Origin of the sequence: Pseudomonas sp. NFACC24-1 (assembly GCF_900115235.1) — a bacterium.
GTDB classification, from domain to species: Bacteria; Pseudomonadota; Gammaproteobacteria; order Pseudomonadales; family Pseudomonadaceae; genus Aquipseudomonas; species Aquipseudomonas fluorescens_AA.
Window position 1 is genome coordinate 92,269 of sequence record NZ_FOVS01000018.1, and the last position, 26,015, is coordinate 118,283.

Below are 26,015 nucleotides of genomic sequence, written 5' to 3' on the forward strand. Positions count from 1 at the left end.
AAGGCGGCGTCACAGCCAGCATCATCTATTCAGACAGACCGCCTTCGCGAGCAAGCCCGCTCCCACAGGGCAGTGCGGGGGCGGGCTGCGCGGATTACCAGAACCGCTGCTGGGTCAGGCGGCTCCACCAACTGAGCAGCACGCGATCCACCGAACCACTAGCCGCCATGCCAATGCGTTCCTGCAGGCTTTTGCGTTCGGCGTAGTGCAGGTAGTACAGCTCGGCACCCTTGGCCCGTTCGGCCAGGTACTCGTCGCTGGTTTTCAGCTCGTCCACCAAGCCCTTGCCCTGCGCCGCGACACCCAGCCAGACCTCACCGGTCGCCACTTCATCGATGGCCAGTTGCGGGCGATAGTTGGACACGAAGTTCTTGAACAGTTCGTGGGTGATGTCCAGGTCTTCCTGGAACTTCTCCCGGCCCTTCTCGGTATTTTCGCCGAACACCGTCAACGTGCGTTTGTACTCACCGGCCGTCAACACTTCGAAATCGATGTCATGTTTCTTCAGCAGACGGTTGACGTTGGGCAATTGCGCGACGACGCCGATGGAGCCCAGGATCGCGAAGGGAGCGCTGATGATCTTCTCGCCGATGCACGCCATCATGTAGCCGCCGCTGGCCGCCACCTTGTCGATGCAGACGGTCAGCGGCACGCCAGCCTGACGGATCCGCGCCAGTTGCGACGAGGCCAGGCCATAGCTGTGGACCATGCCGCCACCACTTTCCAGGCGCAGCACCACTTCATCCTTCGGCGTCGCCAGGGTCAGCAGCGCGGTGATTTCATGACGCAGGCTCTCGGTGGCCGAGGCCTTGATGTCACCGTCGAAGTCCAGCACGAACACCCGGGGCTTGGCCGCCGGCTTGTCCTTGTTTTTCTTCCCGGCCTTTTGAGCCTTGCCTTCGGCCTTGCGCAAGGCCTTGAGCTGATCCTTGTCCAGCAACGTCTGTTCCAGGCGCTCACGCAACCCCTTGTAGAAATCGTTGAGTTTGCTCACCTGCAACTGGCCGGCCGACTTGCGCCGCCCCTTGCTGCGCAGCGCAGCAAAACTGGCCAGCACCACCAGGATGGCGATCACCAGCGTCACGGTCTTGGCCAGGAAACCGGCGTACTCGATGAAAAACTCCACAGCAACTCCTTAAATGCAATGCGCCACTGAACGCAGGCGCGTGACAGCCCCAGCATACCCATGCGCCTGCGTCGCGACCAGCCAAGAAACCTATGGTTACCTTGACGCGAGCGAGGCAGGGCAAGGCTGCAACGGGCATTTCAAACAAGCGTATGTTTTTTCATTGACAGCTCACCGCCATCCCCATAACCTCGCCAAACCTTCAACGTACCGGGATGACGCGGACGTGGGCAGTATCTATCTGATTCGACATGGCCAGGCCTCCTTTGGTGCGGACGACTACGATGTCCTCTCGCCCAATGGCGTACGCCAGGCGCAAGTGCTCGGCGACCACCTTGCCGAGCTCGGTGTCGTATTCGACCGCTGCCTCTCCGGTGACCTGCGGCGCCAACAGGATACCGCCGTCGGTGCGCTGGGCCAGATGTCCGCCGCCGGCATGCCGGTCCCCGAATTGGAAATCGACCCGGCGTTCAACGAGTTCGATGCCGATGCGGTCATTCGCGCCCTGTTGCCGGACATGCTCCCCCAGGAACCCGAGGCGGTGCATATCCTGCGCAACGCCGCGCAGAACCGCGCCGAATTCCAGCGTATCTTCGTGCTGATCGTCGAGCGCTGGCTGAGCGGCCGGTATGACCCGCCCGGTCTCGAAAGCTGGCTGGGGTTCGTCGAGCGGGTCCAGGCCGGCCTGCAGCGCATCCTGGAGCAAGCCGACAACACCCACAAGATCGCCGTGTTCACCTCCGGCGGCACCATCACCGCCCTGCTCCACCTGATCACCCGGATACCGGCCCGACAGGCCTTCGAACTGAACTGGCAAATCGTCAACACCTCGCTCAACCACCTGAAATTCAGGGGCCGCGAGGTGGCCCTGGCTTCCTTCAACAGCCATGCCCACCTGCAACTGTTGAAGGCCCCGGACCTCATCACCTTTCGCTGAGTCCGGATTACTGTAGACCCTTGCTGTACCACCCAAATAAGGATCGAAACCATGACCTCCGTAGCCGACGCCGTACAAGCCATGAAAGCCAAGTTCAACCCAGCCGCCGCAGCCGGCCTGGACCTGGTATTCGGTTTCCGCATCGATGAATCCAAGCATTTCTCGCTGATCGTCAAGGACAGCACCTGCGAACTGCAGGAAGGTGAAAACCCGGACGCCCAGGTCACCCTGGTGATGGATGGCGAAACCCTGCAAGGCATCGTCGACGGCAGCACCGACGGCATGCAAGCGTTCATGGGTGGCAAGCTGCGCGCCGAAGGCGACATGATGCTGGCCATGAAACTGTCCGAGCTGTTCCCAGCCTGAGATTGAGTTCGCCTTCCTCGCGAGCCTTTTGATTGCAAACGAATCCCGCCCCCGTGGCGGGATTCGTGTTTCTGCCCTCCGCTGATTCTGCCTTGCACTCACAACCTTGATCCCTGTCAGTTGTCGCTCCTCCCCCAGTCGCTAATGTAGCGCTTCCATCAAGCCAGGGACGGCTCATCGGGAGCCGGCGCCTGCTCATCTCACGGAAGAGAGACTCATGCCCACACTGAAGATCATTTTGCTGTCGAGTGCCTTCAACGGCCTGACCCAACGCGCCTGGCTGGACCTGCGCGAGGCCGGCTATCGCCCTAGCGTCGTGCTGTTCACCGATCCGGCCTCGGTCTGCCGGCAAATCGAAGAAAGCGGCGCCCACTTGGTGATCTGTCCGTTTCTCAAGGACCGCGTACCCGAGCAGTTGTGGCGCAACCCACGGCGCCCGGTGGTGATCATTCATCCGGGGATTGTCGGCGATCGCGGTGCCAGTGCCCTGGACTGGGCGATCACCCGGCAATCCGAACGCTGGGGGGTCACCGCATTGCAGGCGTTGGAGGAAATGGACGCCGGGCCAGTCTGGGCCACGTGGGAATTCGACCTGCCCAAAGGCCTGCGTAAATCGGAGCTGTATAACGGTCCGGTCAGCGACGCGGCCATTCGTTGCATCCGCGAGGTCGTGGAAAAATACCGTTGCGGTTTCGTCCCGGTGCCACTGGACTATGGCCGCCATGACGTGATCGGGCGCCTGCAACCGAACATGACCCAGGATGATCGCAGCTTCAGCTGGCACGACAGCAGCGGTTTCATCAAGCGTTGCATCGACGCCGCGGACGGTCAGCCCGGCGTGCTCGCAAGCCTGGCCGGCGAACAGTTTTACCTGTACGACGCCCATCCGGACGTTCGCCACGGCCGGCCCGGCGAGCTGTTGGCCGTGCGTGACGATGCGGTGCTGGTGGCGACGGGGGATGCCAGCCTGTGGATCGGCGCACTGCGCCGCAAGCCGCAACCCGGCGAACAGACCTTCAAGCGCCCGGCGCGCCATGTACTGTCGAACCACCTCGAAGGCATCCCGGTGCTCGACAGTTCCCTGGACCGGCAGCCGTTCAGCGACGAACCCTATCAACCCATTCGTTACCGGGAATGCGGCCATGTCGGGGAGCTGACCTTCGAGTTCTATAACGGGGCGATGAGCACTGAGCAATGCCAGCGCCTGGCGGCGGCATTGCGCTGGGCCAAGTCCCGGGACACCCAGGTGCTGTTGATCCGTGGTGGGCGCGGCAGCTTTTCCAACGGCGTGCACCTGAACGTGATCCAGGCCGCCGCCGAGCCGGGCCTGGAAGCCTGGGCCAACATACAAGCCATCGACGACGTTTGCCTGGAGCTGTTCAGCGCCCGGCAACTGGTGGTCAGCGGCCTGACGGGGAACGCCGGGGCCGGCGGTGTGATGCTGGCCCTGGCCGCCGATATCGTGCTCGCGCGCCGTGACATTGTGCTCAACCCCCATTACGCGACCATGGGCCTGTACGGTTCTGAATACTGGACCTACAGCCTGCCCCGCGCGGTCGGTCCGGACATGGCTTGGAAGCTCACCCAGGACTGCCTGCCCATCAGCGCCTTGCAGGCGTTGCGCTACGGCATGGTCCAGGAGATCGGCCCGCGTTGCCCCGACGAGTTCGGCCTGTGGCTGCTGCAGCGAGCCAACCGCGCGCTGCTCGATCCGACCTATGAAAGCATCCGGACGCGCAAGGCCGAACGGAGCCTGTCGGCGATCCAGGCGTGTCGCGATGACGAACTCGCACAGATGCGCCTCGACATGGTGGACAATCGCCACGGCTTCGCCGACAAATGCCGTCGTTTCGTCTTCAAGCACAAGGCCTGCGGTACGCCCGAACGCCTGGTTGCCCCCTGGGCGCGGACAAGACAGGCCCAGGCCGTCCAGTAACTCCCGGTATCGGGGAAGGCTTGGCAGCTCTTACAATGCCCGCTTTCCCCGCATCGGCCTGAACATGGACATCGACCTCGCCCGCACTTTCCTGGAAATCGTCCGCCACGGCAGCCTCGCCGCAGCCGCCGAAAAGCTGCACGTGACCCAAACGGCGATCACCGCCCGGGTCCAGAAGCTCGAAAGCCAGCTCGGCTGCGCGCTGTTCGTGCGCAATCGTGCCGGCGCCCGCTTGACCGCCGACGGCGAAGCCTTTGTGGTCTACGCCAACCAGTTGGTGCAAACCTGGGAAGCGGCCCGCCGTGACCTGCCGCTGCCCGAGGGTTATCGCAACGTCCTGCACCTGGGAGGCGAGGTCAGCCTGTGCAACCCGTTGATGCTCGCCTGGGCCGGAGAGCTGCGCCAGAAGATCCCCGGTCACGCCCTGCGCATGGACATTCGCGATGGCGAGAAGCTGCTGCAACAGTTGGAACTGGGCCTGCTGGATGCGGCGGTGGTCTATCAGCCCGAATACTGGCCGCGCCTGCAAGTAGAACAACTGCTGGAAGAAAAACTCATCCTGGTGCGCCTGGCCGCCCGTCCCGAACCCTACGTGTATATCGACTGGAGCGCGGACTTCCGGCGCCAACACGACACCGCGCTGCCAGACAAGGCCAAGGCCGCCGTGACCTTCAACCTCGGCCCGCTGGCCCTGCAATACATCCTGGAAAACGGCGGCAGCGGTTACTTCCGCACGCGGGTCGTACAGAGCTACCTGGACAGCGGAATCCTGGAACGGGTGTCCAAGGCACCGGAGTTCAATTACCCGACTTACCTGGTCTATTCCCGCGATCGGGATTCAGCGGCGTTGCAGCAGGCATTCGATGTGCTGCGAGAGATCGTCAAGTCCGGCAGCGACTGGTCGCAGCGCTGGGATCCATTGACCTGACACCTGCTCAAGCAAGACTTGCCTGGAATGAAAACCTGACATGGCCAGGGATTGCTCCCGCTTTTCAGGCGCTGGCGAAGCAGGCGATCTTTCTCTTGCGACTCAATCGCCGGTGGAAAGATCGCAGCCTCGTTGCACTCGGCAGCTCCTACCGTCGCAACCCAGCGGGAGCAATTCCTGGCTACAAAAGCCCTTCGCGATACTAAGGGTCGGGTTCTATGGCTCGCTCTGCATGTGATCCACGATCTCGTCCTTGATCAGCAATCGCTTCTTCTTGAGCGTCTCCAAAACGTCGGCGGGCAGCGCGGCGGAGGACGGTTTCTCGGCATCGACCACCTTGGCATCAAGTTGGGAGTATTGTTGAAGTAACGAGTCGAGCCTTGGATTCTCGCTGCGTTTTTGCTGGATTTGATCTTTTGTGTAGTTGAGATCCTGGCACAAATCGTGAGACACCGGCATGGAACACCTCCTTTGATGGATCGGTGGCAGGCGTCCTTTCAACGCCCGTCGATTATCAGGATGGCCTCTTGAACGGGGTTCTGTCGACCGCCAATCCGACCAGCGGTGACCGTTCGTCGTCCCGGATCGCTTGGCGATCAAACCTTTGCCTGGGCATAACCCTCCATTGATCAGAGACGACAAGAATCGCTCGTTCAACCTGTATGGAGACTTACTTATGGACAAATTCATCCTGCGTCAACTCGGCCTGGCAGTTGCCCTGAGTACCAGCATGGGCATGGCCTGGGCCGCGACTTCCAACGACTTCGTCGACGAAGCGGTGGCCGGTGGCCTCGCGGAAATCGAAACCAGCAAACTGGCCTTGGAAAAAAGCCAATCGGCGGACATCAAGGCGTTCGCCAACAAGATGATCACCGACCACACCAAGGCCAACGAAGAGCTGAAGGCGCTGGCGAAAAAACATGACATCGAAGTGCCCGACGACACCACGTTGATGAAGAAAGCCAAGGCGAAGATTCTCGAGGTGCGCGATGAGTCCTTTGATGCGGCCTTCGCCAACAACCAGGTCAAGGCCCACGAAGAAACCATCGCCCTGTTCAAGAAAGAAGCCGAGACCGTTACCGACGACAAGAAAGCTGGCAACACCGAACTCAAGGCGTTCGCCCAGAAGATGCTGCCGGACCTGCAACATCACCTGGATGAAGCCAAGAAACTCCAGGCGGCCCATCCTAGCAAGTAACGGTAAACCCGCTACTTGAGCCGCCATAGGGCTCGTTCAAGGAAAAACGGCGCTTCTCCCAAGACTGGAAGGCGCCGTTTTCGTACACCGGACTTCTATCAGGCCTCAAGCCCCTTGCGCGCAACCGCGGCACCCGCCTGCAACGCCCTTCCCACCTGTTCTTCGAAATCCCCCCGGCTCATCACCTGCAAGGCGGCGGCCGTGACACCCCGGTAAGCCACCAAGGCGTCGATCATCTGCTGGGCATCACGGCTCGCCAGCAACTGGCTGCTGTTGACCACGACACTTTTCGCGGCCAACTGTGCGATGTCGCCCGGTATGCCGGCCAGCATCGCCTGGCGGGCCAGCGCCGTCATCAACAAGGCCGGAAAGGCCGGGCCAGTGCCCGAGAGCGCGGAGAGGTAGTCAATGTAATCTTCTTTTTCGACCTCAACCGCAGTGCCCACGCACTCGAACAGCTGTTGCACGAGGCTTTTCAGCGGCAGCGCTATCGCACCCAACCCATACCAAGGCGTAAAGGACTGGCCGATTTCCACCGCCGCGTTGGGCATCGCCCGCACGACCGCTGAAGTCGAGGTCTGCACAGCAATCGCCTGCGCCGTGATCCCGGCCATCAGGGAGATCACCGTCTTACCCGTCGCATTGATGCCCAGGCTGGCGAAATGCTCGGGGCGAACGGCGATGATCACCACGTCGCTGCGATCCACCAGGTCCTGGTTGTCCGTGACCAGGCAAGCACCTTGTTGAGCCAGCGGGTGGTTGCCCGAGCGATTGGAAATGATCAGGTTGCCCGCCGGCACCAGCCCCTTCTCCAGGACTGCCTTGGCAATCGCGCCGCCCAACCAGCCGGTGCCGCCAATGATCCCCACGGTCTCATTGATCATCGCCGTGACCTTCGAACGTATCGGTCAGGGGCACAAAGACCCCGGGTTCTTTTTCGGCATAACCGAACTTCCCGTAGAAACGATCCAGCTCCCGCTGCTTGGGGACTTTGCCGGTGAAGATGCTCACGTAATGCGGGATGCGCTGGAAGCGCACGGTGATCAACTCTGTCGTGTTCATGGTGATGTAACCGATCTGCGTCAGATAGATCGTTCGGGCCCGGGCATCAGCTCCTTGGCTGTCGTAGCCAAAGCGCTTGAACATGTTCGCCAGGGCGTTCATGCGCTGCTCGTCCACCACCGCCACCTCTTGGGCCACTTCAGCAGACTGAAGCGCCCAGCTGCGCACGGCGAACTCGAATTGCGAATCGAACAATTGCGGGTTGAGCCAGCACTCGAACACATTCAGGATCGCCTCGGAAATGCTTTCGGCATAGCTTTCACTTTGCCGGATCAGCCCCCCCGTGTTGGTCTCCCGCCAACGCGACAGCAAAGCAGCCAGCAGTTGCTCACGGTCCTCGAAAAACCAGTAGAAGCTGGTGCGTGACAACCCCAGGCGCTTGGCCAGCGGCATGACCCGAACCGCATCGATGCCCGACTCTTTCAGGGCCACGTAGGCCGCTTCCAGCCAACCCTCCGGCGAGCCGCGCCAACCTGCGTCCTGGGCCTTGCTACGGGCCTTCCCTACCTGCGGCATCGTGCGCCTCCTTCTTCAAATACGAGATAGAAATGTACCCTGACGATCCCTTAATGTACACATGAGTACATTTTATTGACCCGGCCGTCTTGAGTACTTAAAGTCCAGCATCATGGAGATCCGACCACCGTCCCCATTAAACAAGCCGGACCCAGGCATGAAACAACCTGTCCGTGAGGCGCGCCGGGTTGTATCTCCAAGAGGCAAGGACTCTAAAACAACAACGAGCCGCCATTATGATTTTTTGCTGAACGCCGCTGAAAGAACTTCGCCATCCGGCCAAAGAATGCCGGAACAACTGCCTTCGTCACCCCCTTCATCTGATCTTCGATGGCGTGAGTCATCAGGCACAGCGTTGAAACACACCTATGCAACCCAGCGATATCGATAAAAAGGTCAAGGGCTATCGGCGGTTGATACCGTCGATGACGGCGTTGCTGGAATTCGAAGCCGTGGCGCGGCTGGCCAGTTTCACCCTGGCCGCCCAAGAGCTGGGCGTGACGCAGGCCGCCGTCAGCAAACAGATCCGGTTGTTGGAAGAGACCCTGGAGACCAAGCTGTTCCACCGCCTTCATCGGTCGATCAAGCTGACGCACGAAGGCTACGTCCTGCATCTGGTCGTCGCGGAGTCCATTCATCGCATGGCCAGTGTCTTCGACAAAATTGCCGAGGGCATTGGTGAACAGGAGATCACCATCGCCTGCACGGAAGCGTTTTCTCACTTGAGAATACTCCCCCGGTTGATTGCCCTGCGCACCCTGCAACCGAAGTTGAAGTTGCGCTTGCTGACGCAACAGGTCTCGCCCAGTTCATACCGCGATGACGTCGACCTGGCCATCCGTTTCGGCAATGGAAAATGGGAGGATGGCAGTTCGGTTTTCCTGTTCGATGAAGAAGTGTTTCCCGTTTGCGCACCGGCCTGGCTTGCCGCCAACGCAGCCCCTTCATCCGTTACCGATTTCCTGGACACGGCGCTGATTGATTCGGACTCCACCCTGGAAGGCTGGATGACCTGGAACCGTTGGTGCCGGGAACTGGGCGATATGCGCCCCAAGCTCAACTATTCATTTCGCTGCAGTTCCTATAACGATGCGATCGAGGCGGCTATTCAAGGCCATGGCATTGCACTGGGCTGGAGCCGGCTGATCGCGCACCGGCTCAACAGTGGTGAACTGATCAGAATTACGCCCTACGTGGTCAAGCCAAAAGACGCTTATTACCTGGTTATTCCGAACGGTCGGAAACTTGAGCCCATCACCCAGGCACTGATCGATTGGCTGCGCGATGACAGCCATCTAAGCCATTGATTACATAGATGTTCAAGACCACTTTTACGCATAACGCAAAGTTATGCGAGCGTGAAAATAAAGCGCGTTGACGGTCTTATCCCACCTTTCCAAACTGTACTCGCCGCCTGATCAACTTTGCGTTTGAGCGAGACCCATAATGACAATTAATACCGTGAAGACCCATCGTGAACTTCTGACCGACCGCACGCCGGGCCATGGCATGCCGGGCGGTTTGTTTGGTCGCCAGGATATTTTTGAAACCGATGTCGATATCTTTTTCACCCGGCATTGGATTCTGGTGGGGGTCACCAGCGACGTCCCCGAACCTGGGGATGTCTCCACCCTCGATATCGGCAAATCCTCCATCCTCCTGGTGCGCGACGATGATGAGCATGTGCAGGCCTTTCGCAACGTTTGCCGGCACCGCGGGGCGCGCTTGAAACAGGCTGGCAAGTCAACGGTGGGCATGCTGGTCTGCCCCTATCACCAGTGGACATACGACCTGGATGGCAGCCTGAAACATGCGGCACACATGGGCCAGGACTTCGACCCTAAATGCAAAAGCCTGATCCCGGTGCACACTCGAGTCGTCGGCACCCATGTCTTCGTCTGCCTGGGCGACGAACCGCCGGAAGACATCCTGTACCTTGACCAGGTCATGACACCGCGTTTCGCCCAATATGACCTCGCCCATTCCAAGATCGCCTACGAATCGGAAATCATCGAGAACGGCAATTGGAAACTGGTGATCGAAAATAACCGCGAGTGTTATCACTGCGCCGCCACCCACCCGGAATTGACTGCCTCTTTCCTGCCCGAAGATTTCGGTTTCTGCACCGACGGGCTGGGGGAGGATTCACTCCAGGCGCTGGCGGAGTATCACCGCCGCAATGCCGAGACCAAGGCCAACTGGGAGCACGAAGGTTATATCTGCGATGCCGTCGAGCACCTGGGCGAAGACGCCGTGACCCAGTTTCGCTCGCAGCGACTGACCATTGCCGGCAACGGCGAATCCCAGACCCTGGACACCCGCGTGGCGTGCACCCGGCTGTTTGGCGAGCTCACGCGCCGCGACTTGGGCGACGTGCATCTTTGGACGCACAACTCGTGGACCCACATCATGAGCGACCATGCCGTGGTCTCCTACATCATCCCGCTGGCGCCCGATAAAACCCTGGTGCGCACCAAATGGCTGGTCCATGCCGATGCCGTCGAAGGCGTCGATTACCAGATGGATAAGCTGACCGAAGTCTGGGTCGCGACCAACCAGCAGGACGCCAGCCTCGTCGGCATCACCCACAGCGGTACCCAGGATCCTGCCTACACGCCCGGGCCGTTCTCGGCCTTCACCGAAACCTATGTCGACCAGTTCTCTCGCTGGTACGCGGCGCGTCTGGCCGCCCATGGCGTGTGAGCAATGATCATGACGACTTACGAAAACCTGACGCGCCCTGGACATGCCAGCGTGCTCCAACGTTTTACCGACCCGGCCACCTGGGGCACGTTCGGTGCGCAATGGCACAGCGGTGAACAGAAAACCCTGCAATGCTGCGCTGTGCGCCAGGAAACCCATGACGTCAAAACCTTCATTTTCCGCTGTGCGGACTTCAGCGCCCTGAGCTTCGAGCCCGGTCAATTCATCACGATCTCACCGGTCATTGGCGGGCAGACCATTGCCCGCTGCTACACCCTGTCGTCCTCCCCGACCCGGCCGTTTGCGTTTTCCATTACCGTCAAGCGCGTACCGGGGGGCGCGGTGTCGAACTGGCTGCATGACCACCTCAAGCCCGGCGACAACCTGAGGGCCTGCGGCCCGGCGGGCAGCTTCACACCGGTCGGCCATCCGGCGACCAAGTGGTTGTACCTGTCCGCCGGTTCCGGTGTAACGCCCCTGATGTCGATGACCCAGGCCGCCTGCGACATGGCCGGCAACCTCGACATCGTTTTCGTGCACAGCGCCCGCACGCCCACCGACATCATCTTCCACGGAGAACTGACGCGCATGCAGGCCGCCATGCCGGGGTTGCGGGTCATCAGTGTTTGCGAAGGTCTCGGCGACACCGTTCAATGGCAGCAACCGATAGGCCGGCTCGATTTGTCGTTGTTGAGCCAGCACGTGCCGGATTACCAGGAACGGGAAATCTTTACCTGCGGCCCCCAGGGTTACATGGAAGCGGTCAAGTCGCTGCTCAGGGAGGCGGCATTCGACTTCGCCCACTATCACCAGGAAAGCTTCGACATTGCCGCACTGAATGAAGAACCTTTGATCGAGCAGGCGGCTTCGCTCAATCAACAGGACGTCTTCACCGTGACCCTGTCGCGCTCGGGCAAGACGTTCAGCATGCCGGGCCATCAGACCGTGTTGTCTGCCGCCAGGAAAGCCGGCGCGATCGTGCCCTCCTCCTGCAGCCAGGGCGTTTGTGGCACCTGCAAGACGGCCCTGCTCCAGGGCACGGTGGACATGCATCACAACGGCGGCATCAGGCAGCGGGAAATCGACAAAGGCCTGCGCTTGCTGTGCTGCAGCAAACCCACCTCAGACTTGGTCCTTGATCTTTAGCCTTGCCTCAGGCACCAGCGCTTGCGCCAGTGAGCGTGGGGGCCATTTATCGCCATTTCGAAAATTCGTCAGGCGCACCTCTGGGCTCAGCGTTTTTCTGCGATCAATCTCAAAAACCGCCGATAACGGCCGATACCCAGGATAAGACCCCGCCACTGGGGCGCAGGACAGAACGGTAGGTCAGTCATGACAGAGATTTATTTGCTGATAGCGCACGGCACGGACCAGGGCGAAGCCTACGTGCTGGGCTGGTTCGACGACCGGAGCAAAGCCCGGGAAGTGGCCGAGCAGAAAGAATGGGAAGCGTACCGCGCCAGCCTGAGGGAGAAACACCCATGGTCCAGCCACAAGCCGCTGGCACCGGACCAGACGGACTACCGCCGCTACTGGATCAAGACCATTTCCAAATTCGAACACGTGCCAGTGCCAAGGTCCTTTGCGGTCCATTGATCATCACGCATGAATATTCGACGAAACGAGCATTATCGGTGGTGGTCTAGACGATTAAGCCCACCTGATGAGAGCGTTACTATGTTGAAATTCCTTGGCGGCACCGTAGGTATCATTTTCCTGATTGGCCTGATCGTGGTGATTGCGCTGTTCAAGTTCATTTTTTGAGCGTGGCAGCGGGGATCTTTGGTTTGGTGGTCCCTATTTTCAGGCGTAAAAAAGCCCAATCTTTGCAGATTGGGCTACGTCATTGTCGCCAACGGGTTCGCTTGATTCATGATGACATCCATTCAGGAATGTCCCGCATGGCGTGTAGAACTCGCCATACGTCAATGTGTTCGTTGCACTCCACGTAGAACACCAGATAGGGATAACGTTTCAGCGGCCAGCAGAGTAATCCGGGGACATCCAGCTCATGGGCGTACCTGGACATACCCGATGCCGGATGGCGGCTGATGTGCATATAGGCGTTTTCCAAGGCGTCGATGAAATTGAGTGCCGCCTGCTCTGCCTGCTCGCCTAGGTAATAGTTGATGGCGTCCTCTACATCCTGGCTGGCAAGAGCTCGCGCAATGACGGGTTTCGCCTTCATCCTCTCCCCTTGCGCACCTTGGCCCGAAGGGATTCGAAGTAGTCGCCATTCACAGGAGCAGTGGGAGCAGACTCCGCCCCGGCCAGTATCAAGCCACGCAGGTGCTGCCGATCCTGATCCTTGCGAATCAGCTCCCGCACATATTCGCTACTGGTGCTGTAGCCTCTCTGGCTAACCTGATCATCTATGAATGATTTGAGAGCGTCCGGCAGGGAGATGTTCATGGTACTCATGACTTTGCCTGTTTTTTGACAAAATTTGCCAAAGTATACACTCTTGGGCCAGCCTCGCCAGGGGTCGAACTCGGGTGAAGCTTGTCGTCTTTGGCCAACCATGAAACGTGCAGATCGCAATGACATGACAGACATAGAGACTGCTATTGCTGACTGGGAACCGCTGAACCTTGAATGGCATCAAGGCTTCGCATTCATGGACGGTGTGCTGCTGGGCGATGGGCAAGTGCCTGATGTGTACATCATGCTCAACCCTCAAGGCACACAGCCCGGCGAGTTGGCACAATGTGCCAGCGCGGGGCGCTATCCGCACTCGCCCTTGCTGGCCGGTCAGCCGGTTTGGCGGCATCGACGCAACCCTTGGGTGTTGCGCGAAGCCCTGCGTGATTACTACCTGCTTCCGGCCTACCGGGAGCGCCACGGCTACCATGCGCTGCAGCCCTTGCCGTTTCGGTTCGACAAGGGCCTGGAAAGCCTCGGCCACCAGTACTGGCGTGACGCAACCGGTGCCTATTGGTTCGGCGAGTACGCGATCACCCAAATCCACGAGGCGCAACCCGACAGGCTGGCCCTGCTGGCCTCGTCCCCGGCCTCGGTGACTTCAGCGTCCGCGCTGTTCTGCGACGGTGCGCATCTCTTTTTGCAGGGGCACATTATCGCCAGCGCCACGGCGCGGGTGCGCTATTGCAACCACCCGTCCTATCGAGTGATCGACGATCAAGTCTATAGGGGCTTCAAGCCCCTGCACCAGAAGGACGGCACGCCGCTGCCGGTCGCCAACCCGGATGACTTCCAGATGCTCGCCCAACGCTGGGGCACCGATGGGCAGTCGATCATCGTGCAAGCGCAGCAGGGTTCGAGCATTTCTTATGAATACTTCTACCGCATCGACAATGCCGACCTGGCGACCTTCACCGTGCTTAACGAACGCTACGCCAAGGACAAGCAACGCGCCTATTACCTGACCGGAAAAACCATTCGCTACGTGGGAGACTTCCACCTGCTCCAGTGCTGGCAGCCAGCATTCGATGCGTGCGGTCGCGTGCTCAGCGCCCGCGAATACGAGGATGAGTATTTTGCCGTGGACGACCAGTACGTCTACGCCGCCGGGACCCGCCTGCGCGATGCCCATGGCCCGAGTTTTCGTCATTTGGGGTTCGATTACTACCGTGATCACCAACACGTCTACAGGCGCCAGAAACGCCTCGATGTCGACGTGGAGAGCTTCGTCGTGACCCAGCCCTGTCGTAATGACCAGGATGACTCGCCCGTGCTGGCAGGTGACAAGCACGGCCCACTGGGCTCTGGCGGCATCATCGATGCGGCCATGCAAGCGGCGTGGGCGCCTTACTTCGAAGCGCATCCGCAGTTGCAAGGGTATTGGTGGCACCGCTTGCAGGCACCACCTGAAGCCGCGCAAACATACACGGACACGTTGCAGCTACAGGCCATCGGTCTCGGTTTCGAACTGGGTGACCAGGTGTACTTCCATGGACGTGTGATCAACGGGCTGGACGCAGCGAGTTTCAAATTGCTGGACACGCATCTGTGCGGCGATGCCAACGGCTTGTATCTGATCCCATTCCATAACGCCGACACGGAAGTCCCCGAACGTTTTTCCCCGGAATCGGCGGAACATTTTCGCTCACTCGGCCCACCCTACCTGACCGACGGCAAGACGGTGTTCTGCCACCGGGTTTTTTACCATCCCCCGGAACCGATTCGTAGGGCCCAAGCGGCTACGTTCGAATCCTGCGGCCATGGCTGGGCCAAGGATCAGGACACGGTGTATTACTACGGCGAGGCGAAAAAAAAGCTACATCCTTCGGATACCCGCATTCTCGGCACTTACGCCGTAAGCCCTACGCTGATCTTCTCGGAAGGCAAGCCGCTGGACGTGGCGTTCGACCCCGACGAGGTCCGCGTGCCCCATCCCGACTTCCTGCAACTGGGCACGCGCAAGTTGTTCTGTCACCGCCGCCCGTTGAGCGCCAAGCGGATCGACCTGGCCACCCTCGAGTTCCTGAATGAGCGCTACGCCCGTGACAGGCATCGGGTCTACCATTACGACGGTTATGCGACGCTGACCGAGGTCGATGAAGCGCAGTATCGGGAATCGCTTGGTCTGCCGGCGTAACAGAGGGTATCGACTGTAGCCTTTTCCAGTTGTTCACACGTTTGCTTCATCAGATCCCGCTAAACCAGTTATAGCCCTGATCTTCCCAATATCCGCCTGGATTATCATGACTGACGAAAATCTCAACGATGTGCTTGGGGTTTTTGAAGCCCAGCTTGGTCGGTACTCGAACCCGTAGTGGATAGCCATACTCCGGCGGCAAGGCGACTTCACCGTAATCAAGTGCCAGTAGCGTTTGCGGATGCAATGCCGTCGGCATGTCCAGGCTGGAGTAATAACGGTCGGCACACTTGAAGCCGACAAAGTTAGCCGTGGTGTCGGCCCCGATGTGTTCCAGGAAGGTTTTCAGCGGCACGCCCCCCCACTGCCCGATGGCGCTCCAGCCTTCAACACAGATCAGACGCGTAATGTCAGTGCGCTGCGGCAGTTTGCGCAAGCCTTCGAGGGTCCACGGCGCCTTGTCCCGTACCCGTCCGGAGACGGCCAGCGAATAACTGGGCAGATCCACTTCCGGGATATCGTCCTGACCGTAGAATGCATTGAATGGAAATGGCGTGGTCATTTGCGCCTTGGTGAAGGTCGGCGCCAGTTTCTGCCCACTGAACAGCCAGGCCTGAACCCGGTCGTTCCAGCGCGACATCGCCCACAGCACCTTATCGACCTGATCGCCGTCCTGCAGGTTACAACCGCTCAGCATCGCCATCGCGCCGATGGTCAAGCCACCCCGAAGAAAGTTCCGGCGCTGGACGTTTTCCAACTGAAGCTGCTGTGCGGGCTCAAGCTTGATGCGCTGAATAGAGCGTTTTTCGGGCTCAATCATGGTCGGTTTTTCCGCTTTCAATGGGCCGTACACCGCCCGTGATCATGGGCAGCAAGGTCTTCGGCACCAGCATCACCAAGATCAAATGCACAATCACGAACGCGCCAATCACCACCATCGCCGCGAAATGCACGTACCGGGCAATGTCGTAGCCGCCCAGGAGCGCGACCAGTTCTTGCAGTTGGATGGGCTTCCAGATCGCCAGCCCCGAGACGACGACCAGTACCCCTGCCGCCAGCACCATCCAATACATCAAGCGCTGCACCGCGTTGTAAACGCCCTTCTCGTGCACCAGTCGAAAACGCAGTGCATCGGTCAAATCATGTTTTAGCGCTGGGAGGCTGATCGGCAACCAATCACGTTTGAAATGGCGGCTGATCAATCCGTACAGCACATAGACAAGGCCGTTGATGAACAGCAGCCACATAAACGCAAAGTGCCAGGCCAGTGAGCCGCCAAGCCAGCCGCCCACCGTCAACGCCACCGGAAACTTGAAGGCGAACAACGGAGAGGCGTTGTAAATCGCCCAACCGCTCATGAACATGCAGGTCATGCTGATGGCGTTGAGCCAATGGGCGAGGCGGACGGGCCAGGAATGGATTGATTCTTTACTCATGTTTTTCCCACTCAGAAACCATCCGTGCGCTGGAGCGATGCCGGACGGCGTCGCTCCAACCTGTTCAGGTGATTACATCGGTGGCTGGAACCCATCCTTACCGACGGCAATACCGCGTGCGGTTGTGCCACCCTCGGCCGGGAACACGACAATTTTCGCGCCTTTGACCAACTCATTGGCTTTGCCTGGTTCCACGTAGGCGATGGGTACATCTTGCGGCACGACGAGTTGCTTCTCGCCGCCCTTGTAATTGACGGTCAGCGTGCGGCCATTGGCTTTGGACAATTTGCCCACGGTGCCGTTGGTCATGGTGCCTGTGCTGCCATCCGCATTTTGCCAACCATAGTGACCTTCACCGCTGCCCTTGAGGCTGGACTCGAATACGGTGACTTCCAGCGCCTTCAGCGAACCGTCGGCCTGTGGAATGGCTGCAGAGCCCACGAAGCTGTCGGCTTTGATCGAATCGATATCAGTCTTTGATACCCGGTTGATACCGGTCTTGTCAGTCAGACCTATGGTCTGCTGTGCGCCGGAACGGGTGGTGAAGGTCAGCGTGTTGTTGTTGACACTTTCGACGGTGCCCCGCAGCGGCTTGATCACCGGCATATCGGCCGCAGTGGCCATGACAGCGGCGCTGAGCATCAGCAAACCGAAGGTGGTGGACAGAGCAGTCTTGAGCTTCATTGCGACAATTCCTCACGGGTTTAAGTGCCGCTATCCTCGCCCCCGGATCGGGACCTCACGATGACCGCCGAATGACATTTCTGTCATTCGCAACGGCGCCTTTACGAATGACAGAAATGTAACCGACTCAACCTTCTCAGCTGGTTACACTGCAATCCTGAGAAACCGATACCGCGGGTTGAATCCCGTTATAAAAGAGATCCGAGCGCCCCCTGACGATGCATATCCTGCTGATCGAAGACGACACCAAAACCGGCGAGTACCTGAAAAAGGGACTTGGCGAGTCCGGCTACAACGTCGACTGGACCCAGCACGGCGCCGATGGCTTGCACATGGCCCTGCAAACGTCCTACGACCTGATCGTGCTGGATGTGATGTTGCCCGGCATCGACGGATTTCAAATCATCGAGCTATTGCGCGCCAAGCAAGATGTGCCGGTGCTGTTTCTCACCGCTCGCGATCAGTTGCATGACCGCATTCGCGGTTTGGAACTGGGCGCCGATGACTATCTGGTCAAACCGTTTTCCTTCACCGAATTGCTGTTGCGCATTCGCACCATCCTGCGCCGTGGCGTGGTGCGCGAAGCCGATCATTTTCACATCGCCGACCTGGAGCTGGACCTGGTGCGTCGCCGCGTCACGCGCCAGCAGCAAGTGATTGTGTTGACCAACAAGGAGTTCGCCCTGCTGCATCTGTTTCTGCGCCGCGAAGGCGATGTCCTGTCCCGGGCGCAAATTGCTTCGGAAGTCTGGGACATGAATTTCGACAGCGATACCAACGTCGTGGACGTGGCCGTCAAACGCCTGCGCAGCAAGGTCGACCAGCCCTACCCAATCAAACTGATCCATACCATTCGCGGTATCGGCTATGTGTGCGAGGTGAGGCCATGCGGACCCGACGCCAACCATCCCTGACCCTGCGCTCGACCCTGGCGTTCTCACTGGTGGCCATGCTCGCCGTGGCCGGGGCCGGGTTCTACTTGTACCAGTCGATGAAAGCCTCGGTACTGATCTACAGCGATCACGCGGTCATGGGCCGTCTGGATCACTTCCGCAAACTGCTGCATTACGAACTGGCCATCGAGAAGCTGCGTGACAGCCCGCAGATTTTCAAGAACATGCTCGACAGCGAAGACGATATTTTTATCATCGAGGAGCCCGGCCAGCAGCCGGTGATCCGGGTCAATCCGCTGAACGTCACGCTGCCCGATCTGCCTGTGATCGGCCCAGAGGCGAAGCTGAGCGTCAACGACCTGCGCAGCGGCGTGACCGACTCTGGAGTACCGCTGCGCGCCGCTTCCGTACAAACCACCTCGGGCGGGCGCGAAGTTCGCCTGACTGCCGCGCACCTCATGGGCAAGGAAATGGCCATGCTCGCGGCGTTTCGCGAACGTATTTACCTGGCCGTTACCCTGGCCTTTCTGCTCACGGCGATGCTCGGTTACGTGCTGCTGCGTCGCGGTCTGCGCCCGTTGCGCAAAATGGCCGCCCATGCGGCAAACATAACGCCTGAGCGGCTCGACAGCCGGATGGACAGTGCCGACACACCGGTTGAACTGCAACAACTGAGTGACGCCTACAACGCGATGCTCGATCGCCTTGCCAAGGGTTATCAACGACTGACGCAGTTCTCCGCCGACCTGGCTCACGAAATACGCACGCCGGTGGGTTCGTTGATGGGGCACTGCCAGGTCGCCCTGCGCCAGCGCCGTAGCGAGGATGACTACCAGGCGCTTATCGCCTCGAACCTTGAGGAACTGGAGCGTATTTCCCGGATCGTCGAAAGCATCCTGTTCCTCGCTCGCGCCGACGAAGCGCAATCGCTGGTCGAGCGCCAGCCACTGTCGCTGCATGACGAATCACAGCGCATCGCGGGTTATTTCGAAGGTCTGGCCGAAGAACGGCAGATGACCCTCAAGATTATGGGCGATGGCACCGTGCACGCGGACCCTTTGCTGCTGCGCCGAGCACTGAGCAATCTGGTCGCCAACGCGATTCGCTATGCAGACGAAGGCAGTGAAATTCTGATGCGCGTCGTTGCAGTCGACGGCGGATGCCGAATTGAAGTGGAGAATCAGGGTCCCGTGCTAAGCGACGAAACCCTGCGCAAACTGTTCGACCGTTTCTACCGCGGCGATGCCTCCCGCCACCAAAGCTCCGACTCATACGGCCTCGGCCTCGCCATCGTCATGGCGATCATGCAATTGCATGGCGGTACTGTGAGTGTCGAACAGCCCAAGCCCGGGACCATCCGCTTTTCGCTTTTATTCCCCACTGCCTGAGTAATACAACCGGACATCGCTTAGATTTGTGAGAGGCCACCGTCGACCATCAGTTCTACACCGTTGACATAACTGGCGTCAGCGGAGGCAAGGAACAGTGCGGCCGACGCTATTTGTTCCGGTTGAGCCATGTAGCCCAGCGGCACGATTTGTCCTACGTGATTTCTGAGGGCTTCGATCTGGCTCTCATCCATCTTCAGTCCGTTGTCCATCAATGGCGTCCTGGTAAAGCCAGGGCTGAGCACGTTCGCGCGAATCTTTCGGCCTTTGAGTTCATTGGCCCAAGTACGTGCAAATGAACGCACCGCAGCCTTCGACGCATTGTAAAGACTCAGGCCTTCCATCCCATTGCTGGAGCAAATGGAAGCGGTCAGCACGATTGACGAGCCATCCTTCATCAATGGCAACAGCGTCTGAACCGTGAAAAATACGCCCTTCACGTTTATATCGAACATGTTGTAATAAGCGGCTTCAGTCGTTTCGCCCGAGGGATTTTTTTCGCAGATACCGGCATTGGCAAACACCACGTCGAGTTGACCGTCCCGTCCTTCGACCAGTGCCTTGAGCGAATCCAGATCGGCCTGCCGGGCGACATCGGACACCACTGCCACGGCATTCTTCCCCAATGCGGCAACCGCGGCGTCCAACGTTACCGCCGAGCGTCCAGTGATATAGACGCGTTTGGCGCCCTCGGCTAACAGGGCTTGGGCAATCGCAAAGCCGATTCCAGTCGAGCCGCCCGTGACGACCGCTACTTGATTGATAAATTTACCCGTCATGTCTTGTCTCCTAAGGAACGTATCTAGGGTGAGTTGAAGATTTGGCAACTGCTCAGCGCTGGCGTCAGTCACGGTTCGGGCTGATCGAAACGCCGAAAGGAGCCGCCGCTTTTGTTGAACGAGGCATCGAGGCATAAACAGACAGCAGCGCTGAAATGACCAGGCAAGCAGCAATGCCCAGCAGGGTGGCAATGAATCCGGTGGCAAGGGAGGAAGGGCTTTGCGCAGGGGCAGCCAGTGCGTAAAACACCCCACCGAGGACCGCCACCCCAAGCGCGGCGCTGATCTGCAAGGCCGAATTGACTACACCGGAGATCATTCCCGATCCGCCGGGTGGTGCGCGATCTATCACGGTTCGAATAAGGGTTGGCAGCGCCCAGCCCTGGCCAAACCCGAGTAACCCCACCGCCAGGATCACCAACGCCAATTGAGGGCTCTGCCCTGTCGGCGCGGCGGCGACCGCCGCGCTCAGGATCAGGCATCCCAGTACCTCGAGCATCATGCCCATGGCGGGTACAAAACGGCCGAACAAGCGGATGGCAAAGGGCGTTGTCAAAGGGCCGATCAGAAAACCCACACCAAACGGGACGAACATCATCCCCGAGGTCAATGGCGTGACACCCAGCGCGTCCTGTAGATAAATCGAAAACGTCAGGAAGAATGCCGATACCACGTAGAAGAACAGTACGCCCGTCAATCCGGCCACCAAGCCGCGTGCTCGACTGAGTTGCGGACTGACCAAGGGCGTGCCGCCCCGACGCTCCAGCGCGATCTCGTAGCGCCAAAAGGCCGCAGCGGCTAGCGGCGAGCCGAGCAGCAACAGACAAAGCCACCATGGCCAACCGGCTTCCCTGCCTTCAACCAACGGTACCACCAGCAGCCCGACCGTCAGCGCACACAGCAGCACGCCAATGCGATCCAGCGGCACCGGAGTTTGACTCCGAGTATCGGGAAGCAACCGAATCCCGCCCATAAACACAGCGATGACGATGGGCAGATTGATCAAGAAAACTGCACGCCATTGCAGCTCCCAGACATTCATCGTTATCAGCCAGCCCCCTAGCGCCTGGGCGACAACCGCCGCGAAGCCAATCGTTGCGCCATACACCGCTAACGCCCGCGAACGTTCATGCTCCGGAAACAGGCTATGGATGGACGCCAGTCCCTGCGGTGCCATTGCCGCAGCGCTCAAACCTTGCAACACACGTCCGCCGATCAACATCGTCGGCGAGTTGGCCAGGCCACACATCAAGGAGGCCACGCCGAAGCCGGCCATGCCCGCGAAGAACACCCGGCGGCGGCCAAACAGGTCGCCCAGCCGACCGCCCGTGATCAGGAAGACGGCGTAAGTGGCGGCATAGCCTGAAATGACCCATTCGACCTGCGCCGGTGTAATCGCCAGGCCGCTGCGAATGGACGGCAACGCCACATTGACGATGAAAAAATCCAGCGGTGGAAGAAAGGCGCCGACAAGAAGAACAGCGAAAGCAAACCATCGGCGCGATTCGGCTGCTGGGGCGCGATCCAGTTTGAATGTCATTGGGCAACTCCAGAAAGACATGACTAGCGCAGGCTGACTTCACATTCACTCAGGTGCGCTGCCTGACAGATGAAACGGCAAGCCTCAGGGTTTGCTGCCGTCATTGAGGGTCTATTGTCGAAGTCAACGAGCGACGGCGGCACTGCCAGGGATGCACATTCCTCGTGCATTTTTGTAAGGCCGCCACCCGTTGTGCAGCGTCTTCAGTCGGTGGCAAGAGCCGACTTGAAAAGCTCGCTTCCAGCAATGGGCATATGCGGCAACTTCCGCCAGCTCTGTTCCGCCATGGGGTTGCAACGGGACTGCCATTGCTGCATCTTCGCCGTTCATTTTTGTTGGGGATGAGCCCATGGACTGGAACGACTTACGCGTCTTTCTGGCGATTGTCCGCACCGGCTCGCTGGGCGCTGCCGCGAAGCAACTGGGCGTTAGCCACCCCACCGTAGGACGGCGGCTTCACGTTCTTGAGCAGCACAGCGGGCAGGTTTTTTTCCGCCGCACCGGGCAAGGTCTTGTGTTGACGGACAGCGGTGAAAAAATTCTGGGTCTGGCCGAGGAAATGGAGCGAAGCGCTCTTTCCATTGAGCGGCACCTGGCGGGCGACAGCGATCAACCTGAGGGCCTGTTGCGAATTTCATCGGCGGACTGGTTCGCCTGCTATGTGCTCGCCCCTGTACTCGACGAAATGTCGCGACGGTACCCGTTGATCGTTCCAGAGGTGATCCCCGGACATCGCCTGTTCGATCTGACTCGCCGCGATGCGGATATCGCCTTTCGCATCGTGCCGTTCACTGAACCGGACATCGTTCAGCGTCGGCTGACGACACTCAGCTACGGACTGTACGTTGCAGCGCACTTACCCTTCTCACCCTCGGAAGATGGAAAAGGCCTCGGGTTGATCCTCATGAACACGGCGCAAGCACACTACCCCGACGTGCTTTGGCTACAACAGATGTTTCCCCGCGCCAAAACCGTGTTCACCAGCAGCAGCCGTACCGTTCAGGCGCAGATGTGCGCCCGCGGATTGGGTGTGGCAGTCTTGCCACGCGTGCTTGGCGATCAGTTGACCGCCCTGAGATTGCTAGACGTCGGCAGTGAACCACCAGGACGCGATATCTGGATGGGCTATCACCACGATATGAAGCAGATGGACAGGCTCCGCGCCCTGGCGGATCTGGCGGGTGAAATGATTGGTACGTAGGGTCTCGCTTTGCGAGGGTCAGTCTCAATAAGCAGTGATCGTCCCCCCGGCGATAGCACCCTTCCAGACAACGACATTCATCGAAAGCGCAACGTCAGCGCCCTCGCCTGCTGCATTGGCGAATGCTCGACTTTTAGCTGATCGCTCGAGCATTTTTTCAAGCCATGCCGTAGCACAAAGTAAGCGCACAATGATGAACACACTTTCATCGAAATCATCCTTCAACGCGTCTATTCTGCGGGTTCCGACATAGTGACTACAGGAGTAACCCACCATGTTCTCGCACGAAAGTATCCCGCTGATCATCATCTTCACCATCATGCTGCTTGGCGTACTCGCCGCCGTCCTCCATCCAGTACATGCGCTCGTCACCTGGCTTCGGAGGCGGAATGAAGGGTCTTCCCGTCAGCACGCGCAAAGAAAGATTCGCGTTGAATGACTCCTCTACAGGTCCGGCTACGTCGGGGCGTTCTTTCGTCTGTATGAATCCCCAGTAATGTCCCGCCTCGCTCCGATAATAGCCTGCGCCCTCACGCAACGGATTTTCCCGGTCTTTTGCCTACAAACCTAAGGACTGGGATTGCACTAATCTCGGCGCGTTTATGACTTGGAGGTCAATGTGGCAGAAGGTAAACCGAAATCCGACTATCAAATAGGTCCTGCGCCCGAGCTTTTACAAGAAACTGGCCAAATAATGGCTGCCTATTCCGAATGCGAACGCTCGATCTTCGCCATCTTCAAGGGCGTGATGTCGCTTGATGAGCAGGACGCTTACTTGCTCATAAACATGTGAACCTAAATGCAGAGAAAATGCTCAGTATTATCCGCGTCCAAATTCAGCGCATAAAGCCGGCTTGTTTAGAAGAGCCATTATGCGAGGCCCTTGAAATTTTTAAGCGCTCCATAGAGCACGCATAGATGATCGTAGCGGGGAGCGCCAAAGGCACTTGATACAGTCAGTGTCAATAGAGCGGCCAAACAAGCGTGTCGAATCGTTGCAAGTCTCCCAGATTATTATGAACTGAGACTATCGGAAATAAAATTTCGCCTTGCGACAATTGCGCCCCCTGTTTAGCTCTGGGCGCAAAATATTTCCAATTGACGACAAACTGCCAGGCTCAACGCTATTTGTATGATGCGATCTTGGCGCTGCAGAGGACAAGGATCAGTAACGTTGAGGTGAAGAGCAAAGAGAAGCTTAGGGACGTAGCATGAGCGATAAATCCAATCGCAGCTGGCCCCATCAGTATGCCTAGGTAGCCGATCGCGTTGATGATTGCCAGGGCCTGAGCGACGGGCATAACAGTCTGATGCCCGGCCTTGGAGCAAAATATCGGAACAAGATTCGAGATTCCTAATCCGACGAGTACGAACCCCAAAACCGAAACTATCCAATGGTCGATGCCCACCGCCAACGTCATGCCGCCCATTGCCAATACACTTCCTACCAGTAGCACTGCTCGCGAGCCGACCTTGCTTACGATCCAATCGCCTAACAGCCTCCCTACTGCCATGGTCACGGAAAACGCGGCGTAACCGATGCCCGCAATATTAGGCTCCACGTCCCGGTTCGAAGTCAGATAGACGGCACTCCAGTCGAGCATAGAACCTTCAACCAGAAAAGCGATGAAGCACAGCGCCCCCAGTAGCAACACCAGCTTGGTTGGCTTCATTTTGGCTGGCGCCCCCCCTAGTTCCGCGAACGGGAGCATGTGACGACCAAAAGACAAGAGCGCCACGCCCAATCCAAGAGCCAATATAAGGATTGACTGTACGGGATTGAGGCCGAGCCAGAGCAGCAGGCTTACCGTGCCCGCGCTAAAAATATTTCCGACGCTGAATAGCCCATGAAAGCCAGACATCATCTGCTTGCCGTGGTGGCGCTCAACTAGCGAGCCTTGAAGATTCATGTTTACATCGGCTGTACTGATGGCGGCCCCAAACAGAAGCAAAAAAGCCAAGAGCACCCAATATGAGGTGGCAGTTGCCAGGCCAACCAAGCCAACAGCGGTAAAAGCGCTTGCAAGATAGACAGTACTTCTGCAACCAATTCGATTCGCTAAACGTGCCACAAACGGCATCATGCACATTGCTCCGGTACCAAGGCCCAGGAGCAGCAGACCAAGTTCCGCCTCACCTATCTGCGCCCTTTCCTTAGCAAATGGAACCAAAGGTGCCCATGCGCCCATACCACATCCCGCTAGGAAGAATGCATATCTGGAAGCAGGTAGCGTATTGGAGGTAAAAAAAGCTTGTTCCGTATCATTCATCTAATAAAACCTGTAGCTGGTAAACAGACACCATACCCGTAACTTAAGTCGTAGGCTGATAGTAAAAACTTTGCTGACGCATGCGTCCTTGAGAGCTTTGGAGATATATTGTGAATCGCTCCAAAGACAGGAACAGGAGCAATTGGACCAAAGTAAAGCAAACCATAGACAATTACGTCAGTAAGCGAGAATTTCTTGCTGAGTTTACGACCCTCATTTAGCACAACCAAGGCATCACTCATTTTGTTCCCACTTAACGATTGGCTGGGTACTTCCCCAGGCATATTCGCACTACGTTTATCGCACACTAGCAAAATCAGCTATGATAACGCGAAACGTTTTTGTTCTAAACGGACATCGGGACTGGAAGAACCCTTCGTATCAACCGCCAAACTTAATGTTTGGCATCAGATACGCCCATTTTAAGAGCCCTTGCCAAAGTGGACTATCGAACGAGCGAACGGCGTTTTTCGCATGCATGCACAGCTCAACAG

Annotated in this window: 28 protein-coding genes; 15 read left to right on the forward strand and 13 right to left on the reverse strand. The window is 58.6% G+C overall.

The window, feature by feature from the left end:
- Positions 1 to 94 precede the first annotated feature (94 nt).
- The gene (gene sohB, locus BM317_RS17810) at positions 95 to 1,126 is read right to left on the reverse strand and encodes a protease SohB (protein ID WP_092475472.1); all 1,032 of its coding nucleotides are present in this window, start codon (positions 1,124 to 1,126) and stop codon (positions 95 to 97) included.
- A gap of 226 nt (positions 1,127 to 1,352) precedes the next feature.
- Between sohB and BM317_RS17815 the strand changes: the two genes are divergently transcribed.
- From BM317_RS17815 to BM317_RS17830, 4 genes are all read left to right on the forward strand, one after another.
- Positions 1,353 to 2,063 carry a histidine phosphatase family protein gene (locus BM317_RS17815; RefSeq protein ID WP_092170378.1) on the forward strand — a complete coding sequence of 237 codons (711 nt, stop codon included), beginning with the start codon at positions 1,353 to 1,355 and terminating at the stop codon, positions 2,061 to 2,063.
- A gap of 51 nt (positions 2,064 to 2,114) precedes the next feature.
- Positions 2,115 to 2,429, forward strand: a complete 315-nt coding sequence (locus BM317_RS17820; RefSeq protein ID WP_060738123.1) for an SCP2 sterol-binding domain-containing protein — start codon at positions 2,115 to 2,117, stop codon at positions 2,427 to 2,429.
- Between the two features lie 217 nt (positions 2,430 to 2,646).
- Positions 2,647 to 4,365: a hydrogenase maturation protein gene (locus BM317_RS17825; protein ID WP_092475473.1), complete on the forward strand. Its 1,719-nt coding sequence runs from the start codon at positions 2,647 to 2,649 to the stop codon at positions 4,363 to 4,365.
- Positions 4,366 to 4,429: 64 nt separating this feature from the next.
- Positions 4,430 to 5,293, forward strand: coding sequence for a LysR family transcriptional regulator (locus BM317_RS17830; RefSeq protein WP_092475474.1), 864 nt, complete (start codon positions 4,430 to 4,432; stop codon positions 5,291 to 5,293).
- A 216-nt stretch (positions 5,294 to 5,509) separates the two neighbouring features.
- Here BM317_RS17830 and BM317_RS17835 read toward each other — a convergent pair whose 3' ends face one another.
- Positions 5,510 to 5,752: an HP1242/YdcH family protein gene (locus tag BM317_RS17835; RefSeq protein WP_060738125.1), complete on the reverse strand. Its 243-nt coding sequence runs from the start codon at positions 5,750 to 5,752 to the stop codon at positions 5,510 to 5,512.
- Positions 5,753 to 5,969: 217 nt separating this feature from the next.
- On the opposite strand from BM317_RS17835, the gene BM317_RS17840 reads away from it, so the two are divergent.
- Entirely contained in the window at positions 5,970 to 6,491 is a 522-nt protein-coding gene (locus tag BM317_RS17840) for a DUF4142 domain-containing protein (protein ID WP_092475475.1), read from the forward strand.
- Between the two features lie 98 nt (positions 6,492 to 6,589).
- Here the strand turns inward: BM317_RS17840 and BM317_RS17845 are convergent, their stop codons facing one another.
- Both BM317_RS17845 and BM317_RS17850 read right to left on the reverse strand, forming a co-directional pair.
- On the reverse strand, positions 6,590 to 7,375 hold the full coding sequence (locus BM317_RS17845; RefSeq protein WP_092475477.1) for a pyrroline-5-carboxylate reductase family protein: 786 nt from the start codon (positions 7,373 to 7,375) through the stop codon (positions 6,590 to 6,592).
- Complete coding sequence (locus BM317_RS17850; protein WP_060738128.1) at positions 7,365 to 8,069, reverse strand: TetR/AcrR family transcriptional regulator; 705 nt, start codon at positions 8,067 to 8,069, stop codon at positions 7,365 to 7,367. The genes BM317_RS17845 and BM317_RS17850 overlap by 11 nt, the downstream gene beginning before the upstream one ends.
- 368 nt (positions 8,070 to 8,437) lie before the next feature.
- On the opposite strand from BM317_RS17850, the gene BM317_RS17855 reads away from it, so the two are divergent.
- The 4 genes from BM317_RS17855 (at position 8,438) to BM317_RS17870 (ending at position 12,368) form a co-directional block, all read left to right on the forward strand.
- Complete coding sequence (locus tag BM317_RS17855; RefSeq protein ID WP_092170404.1) at positions 8,438 to 9,376, forward strand: LysR substrate-binding domain-containing protein; 939 nt, start codon at positions 8,438 to 8,440, stop codon at positions 9,374 to 9,376.
- 139 nt (positions 9,377 to 9,515) lie between these two features.
- Positions 9,516 to 10,772, forward strand: a complete 1,257-nt coding sequence (locus BM317_RS17860) for an aromatic ring-hydroxylating oxygenase subunit alpha (protein ID WP_092475479.1) — start codon at positions 9,516 to 9,518, stop codon at positions 10,770 to 10,772.
- 9 nt (positions 10,773 to 10,781) lie between these two features.
- Positions 10,782 to 11,918: an FAD-binding oxidoreductase gene (locus BM317_RS17865; RefSeq protein WP_092475499.1), complete on the forward strand. Its 1,137-nt coding sequence runs from the start codon at positions 10,782 to 10,784 to the stop codon at positions 11,916 to 11,918.
- 186 nt (positions 11,919 to 12,104) lie between these two features.
- A complete protein-coding gene (locus BM317_RS17870) occupies positions 12,105 to 12,368 on the forward strand; it encodes a hypothetical protein (RefSeq protein WP_092170414.1) in 264 nt (87 codons plus the stop codon).
- Between the two features lie 274 nt (positions 12,369 to 12,642).
- Here BM317_RS17870 and BM317_RS17875 read toward each other — a convergent pair whose 3' ends face one another.
- A complete protein-coding gene (locus tag BM317_RS17875) occupies positions 12,643 to 12,960 on the reverse strand; it encodes a type II toxin-antitoxin system RelE/ParE family toxin (protein ID WP_063320410.1) in 318 nt (105 codons plus the stop codon).
- A complete protein-coding gene (locus BM317_RS17880) occupies positions 12,957 to 13,193 on the reverse strand; it encodes a type II toxin-antitoxin system ParD family antitoxin (protein WP_072405200.1) in 237 nt (78 codons plus the stop codon). Before BM317_RS17880 ends, BM317_RS17875 begins: the two co-directional genes overlap by 4 nt.
- Before the next feature lie 124 nt (positions 13,194 to 13,317).
- On the opposite strand from BM317_RS17880, the gene BM317_RS17885 reads away from it, so the two are divergent.
- The gene (locus BM317_RS17885) at positions 13,318 to 15,330 is read left to right on the forward strand and encodes a DKNYY domain-containing protein (protein ID WP_092475481.1); all 2,013 of its coding nucleotides are present in this window, start codon (positions 13,318 to 13,320) and stop codon (positions 15,328 to 15,330) included.
- Between the two features lie 49 nt (positions 15,331 to 15,379).
- On the opposite strand, the gene BM317_RS17890 is transcribed toward BM317_RS17885, so the two are convergent.
- The 3 genes from BM317_RS17890 to BM317_RS17900 form a co-directional block, all read right to left on the reverse strand.
- Positions 15,380 to 16,150, reverse strand: a complete 771-nt coding sequence (locus tag BM317_RS17890; RefSeq protein WP_092475482.1) for a molybdopterin-dependent oxidoreductase — start codon at positions 16,148 to 16,150, stop codon at positions 15,380 to 15,382.
- Positions 16,143 to 16,766 carry a cytochrome b/b6 domain-containing protein gene (locus tag BM317_RS17895; protein WP_092170426.1) on the reverse strand — a complete coding sequence of 208 codons (624 nt, stop codon included), beginning with the start codon at positions 16,764 to 16,766 and terminating at the stop codon, positions 16,143 to 16,145. The genes BM317_RS17890 and BM317_RS17895 overlap by 8 nt, the downstream gene beginning before the upstream one ends.
- 72 nt (positions 16,767 to 16,838) lie before the next feature.
- Entirely contained in the window at positions 16,839 to 17,450 is a 612-nt protein-coding gene (locus tag BM317_RS17900) for a hypothetical protein (protein WP_092170430.1), read from the reverse strand.
- A gap of 218 nt (positions 17,451 to 17,668) precedes the next feature.
- On the opposite strand from BM317_RS17900, the gene BM317_RS17905 reads away from it, so the two are divergent.
- On the forward strand, positions 17,669 to 18,364 hold the full coding sequence (locus BM317_RS17905; protein ID WP_072405205.1) for a heavy metal response regulator transcription factor: 696 nt from the start codon (positions 17,669 to 17,671) through the stop codon (positions 18,362 to 18,364).
- On the forward strand, positions 18,337 to 19,731 hold the full coding sequence (locus BM317_RS17910) for a heavy metal sensor histidine kinase (RefSeq protein ID WP_092170434.1): 1,395 nt from the start codon (positions 18,337 to 18,339) through the stop codon (positions 19,729 to 19,731). Before BM317_RS17905 ends, BM317_RS17910 begins: the two co-directional genes overlap by 28 nt.
- 20 nt (positions 19,732 to 19,751) lie before the next feature.
- Here BM317_RS17910 and BM317_RS17915 read toward each other — a convergent pair whose 3' ends face one another.
- The gene (locus tag BM317_RS17915) at positions 19,752 to 20,510 is read right to left on the reverse strand and encodes an SDR family NAD(P)-dependent oxidoreductase (RefSeq protein WP_092170438.1); all 759 of its coding nucleotides are present in this window, start codon (positions 20,508 to 20,510) and stop codon (positions 19,752 to 19,754) included.
- Between the two features lie 64 nt (positions 20,511 to 20,574).
- Positions 20,575 to 22,050: an MFS transporter gene (locus BM317_RS17920; RefSeq protein WP_092170443.1), complete on the reverse strand. Its 1,476-nt coding sequence runs from the start codon at positions 22,048 to 22,050 to the stop codon at positions 20,575 to 20,577.
- 349 nt (positions 22,051 to 22,399) lie between these two features.
- Between BM317_RS17920 and BM317_RS17925 the strand changes: the two genes are divergently transcribed.
- On the forward strand, positions 22,400 to 23,251 hold the full coding sequence (locus tag BM317_RS17925) for a LysR family transcriptional regulator (RefSeq protein ID WP_092170447.1): 852 nt from the start codon (positions 22,400 to 22,402) through the stop codon (positions 23,249 to 23,251).
- Positions 23,252 to 23,275: 24 nt separating this feature from the next.
- Here BM317_RS17925 and BM317_RS17930 read toward each other — a convergent pair whose 3' ends face one another.
- Positions 23,276 to 23,476 carry a hypothetical protein gene (locus BM317_RS17930; RefSeq protein WP_139197871.1) on the reverse strand — a complete coding sequence of 67 codons (201 nt, stop codon included), beginning with the start codon at positions 23,474 to 23,476 and terminating at the stop codon, positions 23,276 to 23,278.
- 49 nt (positions 23,477 to 23,525) lie between these two features.
- Here BM317_RS17930 and BM317_RS30740 point away from each other — a divergent pair, with 49 nt between their 5' ends.
- Positions 23,526 to 23,690, forward strand: coding sequence for a hypothetical protein (locus tag BM317_RS30740; RefSeq protein ID WP_170842329.1), 165 nt, complete (start codon positions 23,526 to 23,528; stop codon positions 23,688 to 23,690).
- A gap of 180 nt (positions 23,691 to 23,870) precedes the next feature.
- Complete coding sequence (locus BM317_RS30745; RefSeq protein WP_170842330.1) at positions 23,871 to 24,044, forward strand: hypothetical protein; 174 nt, start codon at positions 23,871 to 23,873, stop codon at positions 24,042 to 24,044.
- A 331-nt stretch (positions 24,045 to 24,375) separates the two neighbouring features.
- Here BM317_RS30745 and BM317_RS17940 read toward each other — a convergent pair whose 3' ends face one another.
- Positions 24,376 to 25,521, reverse strand: a complete 1,146-nt coding sequence (locus BM317_RS17940) for an MFS transporter (RefSeq protein ID WP_092170456.1) — start codon at positions 25,519 to 25,521, stop codon at positions 24,376 to 24,378.
- Positions 25,522 to 26,015 lie beyond the last annotated feature (494 nt).

Coding starts and splice junctions, on each gene's coding strand:
- BM317_RS17820 (WP_060738123.1), top strand. CDS start 2,115: ATGACCTCCGTAGCCGACGCCGTACAAGCCATGAAAGCCAAGTTCAAC.
- BM317_RS17825 (WP_092475473.1), top strand. CDS start 2,647: ATGCCCACACTGAAGATCATTTTGCTGTCGAGTGCCTTCAACGGCCTG.
- BM317_RS17830 (WP_092475474.1), top strand. CDS start 4,430: ATGGACATCGACCTCGCCCGCACTTTCCTGGAAATCGTCCGCCACGGC.
- BM317_RS17835 (WP_060738125.1), bottom strand. CDS start 5,752: ATGCCGGTGTCTCACGATTTGTGCCAGGATCTCAACTACACAAAAGAT.
- BM317_RS17840 (WP_092475475.1), top strand. CDS start 5,970: ATGGACAAATTCATCCTGCGTCAACTCGGCCTGGCAGTTGCCCTGAGT.
- BM317_RS17845 (WP_092475477.1), bottom strand. CDS start 7,375: ATGATCAATGAGACCGTGGGGATCATTGGCGGCACCGGCTGGTTGGGC.
- BM317_RS17850 (WP_060738128.1), bottom strand. CDS start 8,069: ATGCCGCAGGTAGGGAAGGCCCGTAGCAAGGCCCAGGACGCAGGTTGG.
- BM317_RS17855 (WP_092170404.1), top strand. CDS start 8,438: ATGCAACCCAGCGATATCGATAAAAAGGTCAAGGGCTATCGGCGGTTG.
- BM317_RS17860 (WP_092475479.1), top strand. CDS start 9,516: ATGACAATTAATACCGTGAAGACCCATCGTGAACTTCTGACCGACCGC.
- BM317_RS17865 (WP_092475499.1), top strand. CDS start 10,782: ATGACGACTTACGAAAACCTGACGCGCCCTGGACATGCCAGCGTGCTC.
- BM317_RS17870 (WP_092170414.1), top strand. CDS start 12,105: ATGACAGAGATTTATTTGCTGATAGCGCACGGCACGGACCAGGGCGAA.
- BM317_RS17875 (WP_063320410.1), bottom strand. CDS start 12,960: ATGAAGGCGAAACCCGTCATTGCGCGAGCTCTTGCCAGCCAGGATGTA.
- BM317_RS17880 (WP_072405200.1), bottom strand. CDS start 13,193: ATGAGTACCATGAACATCTCCCTGCCGGACGCTCTCAAATCATTCATA.
- BM317_RS17885 (WP_092475481.1), top strand. CDS start 13,318: ATGACAGACATAGAGACTGCTATTGCTGACTGGGAACCGCTGAACCTT.
- BM317_RS17890 (WP_092475482.1), bottom strand. CDS start 16,150: ATGATTGAGCCCGAAAAACGCTCTATTCAGCGCATCAAGCTTGAGCCC.
- BM317_RS17895 (WP_092170426.1), bottom strand. CDS start 16,766: ATGAGTAAAGAATCAATCCATTCCTGGCCCGTCCGCCTCGCCCATTGG.
- BM317_RS17900 (WP_092170430.1), bottom strand. CDS start 17,450: ATGAAGCTCAAGACTGCTCTGTCCACCACCTTCGGTTTGCTGATGCTC.
- BM317_RS17905 (WP_072405205.1), top strand. CDS start 17,669: ATGCATATCCTGCTGATCGAAGACGACACCAAAACCGGCGAGTACCTG.
- BM317_RS17910 (WP_092170434.1), top strand. CDS start 18,337: ATGCGGACCCGACGCCAACCATCCCTGACCCTGCGCTCGACCCTGGCG.
- BM317_RS17915 (WP_092170438.1), bottom strand. CDS start 20,510: ATGACGGGTAAATTTATCAATCAAGTAGCGGTCGTCACGGGCGGCTCG.
- BM317_RS17920 (WP_092170443.1), bottom strand. CDS start 22,050: ATGACATTCAAACTGGATCGCGCCCCAGCAGCCGAATCGCGCCGATGG.
- BM317_RS17925 (WP_092170447.1), top strand. CDS start 22,400: ATGGACTGGAACGACTTACGCGTCTTTCTGGCGATTGTCCGCACCGGC.
- BM317_RS30740 (WP_170842329.1), top strand. CDS start 23,526: ATGTTCTCGCACGAAAGTATCCCGCTGATCATCATCTTCACCATCATG.
- BM317_RS17940 (WP_092170456.1), bottom strand. CDS start 25,521: ATGAATGATACGGAACAAGCTTTTTTTACCTCCAATACGCTACCTGCT.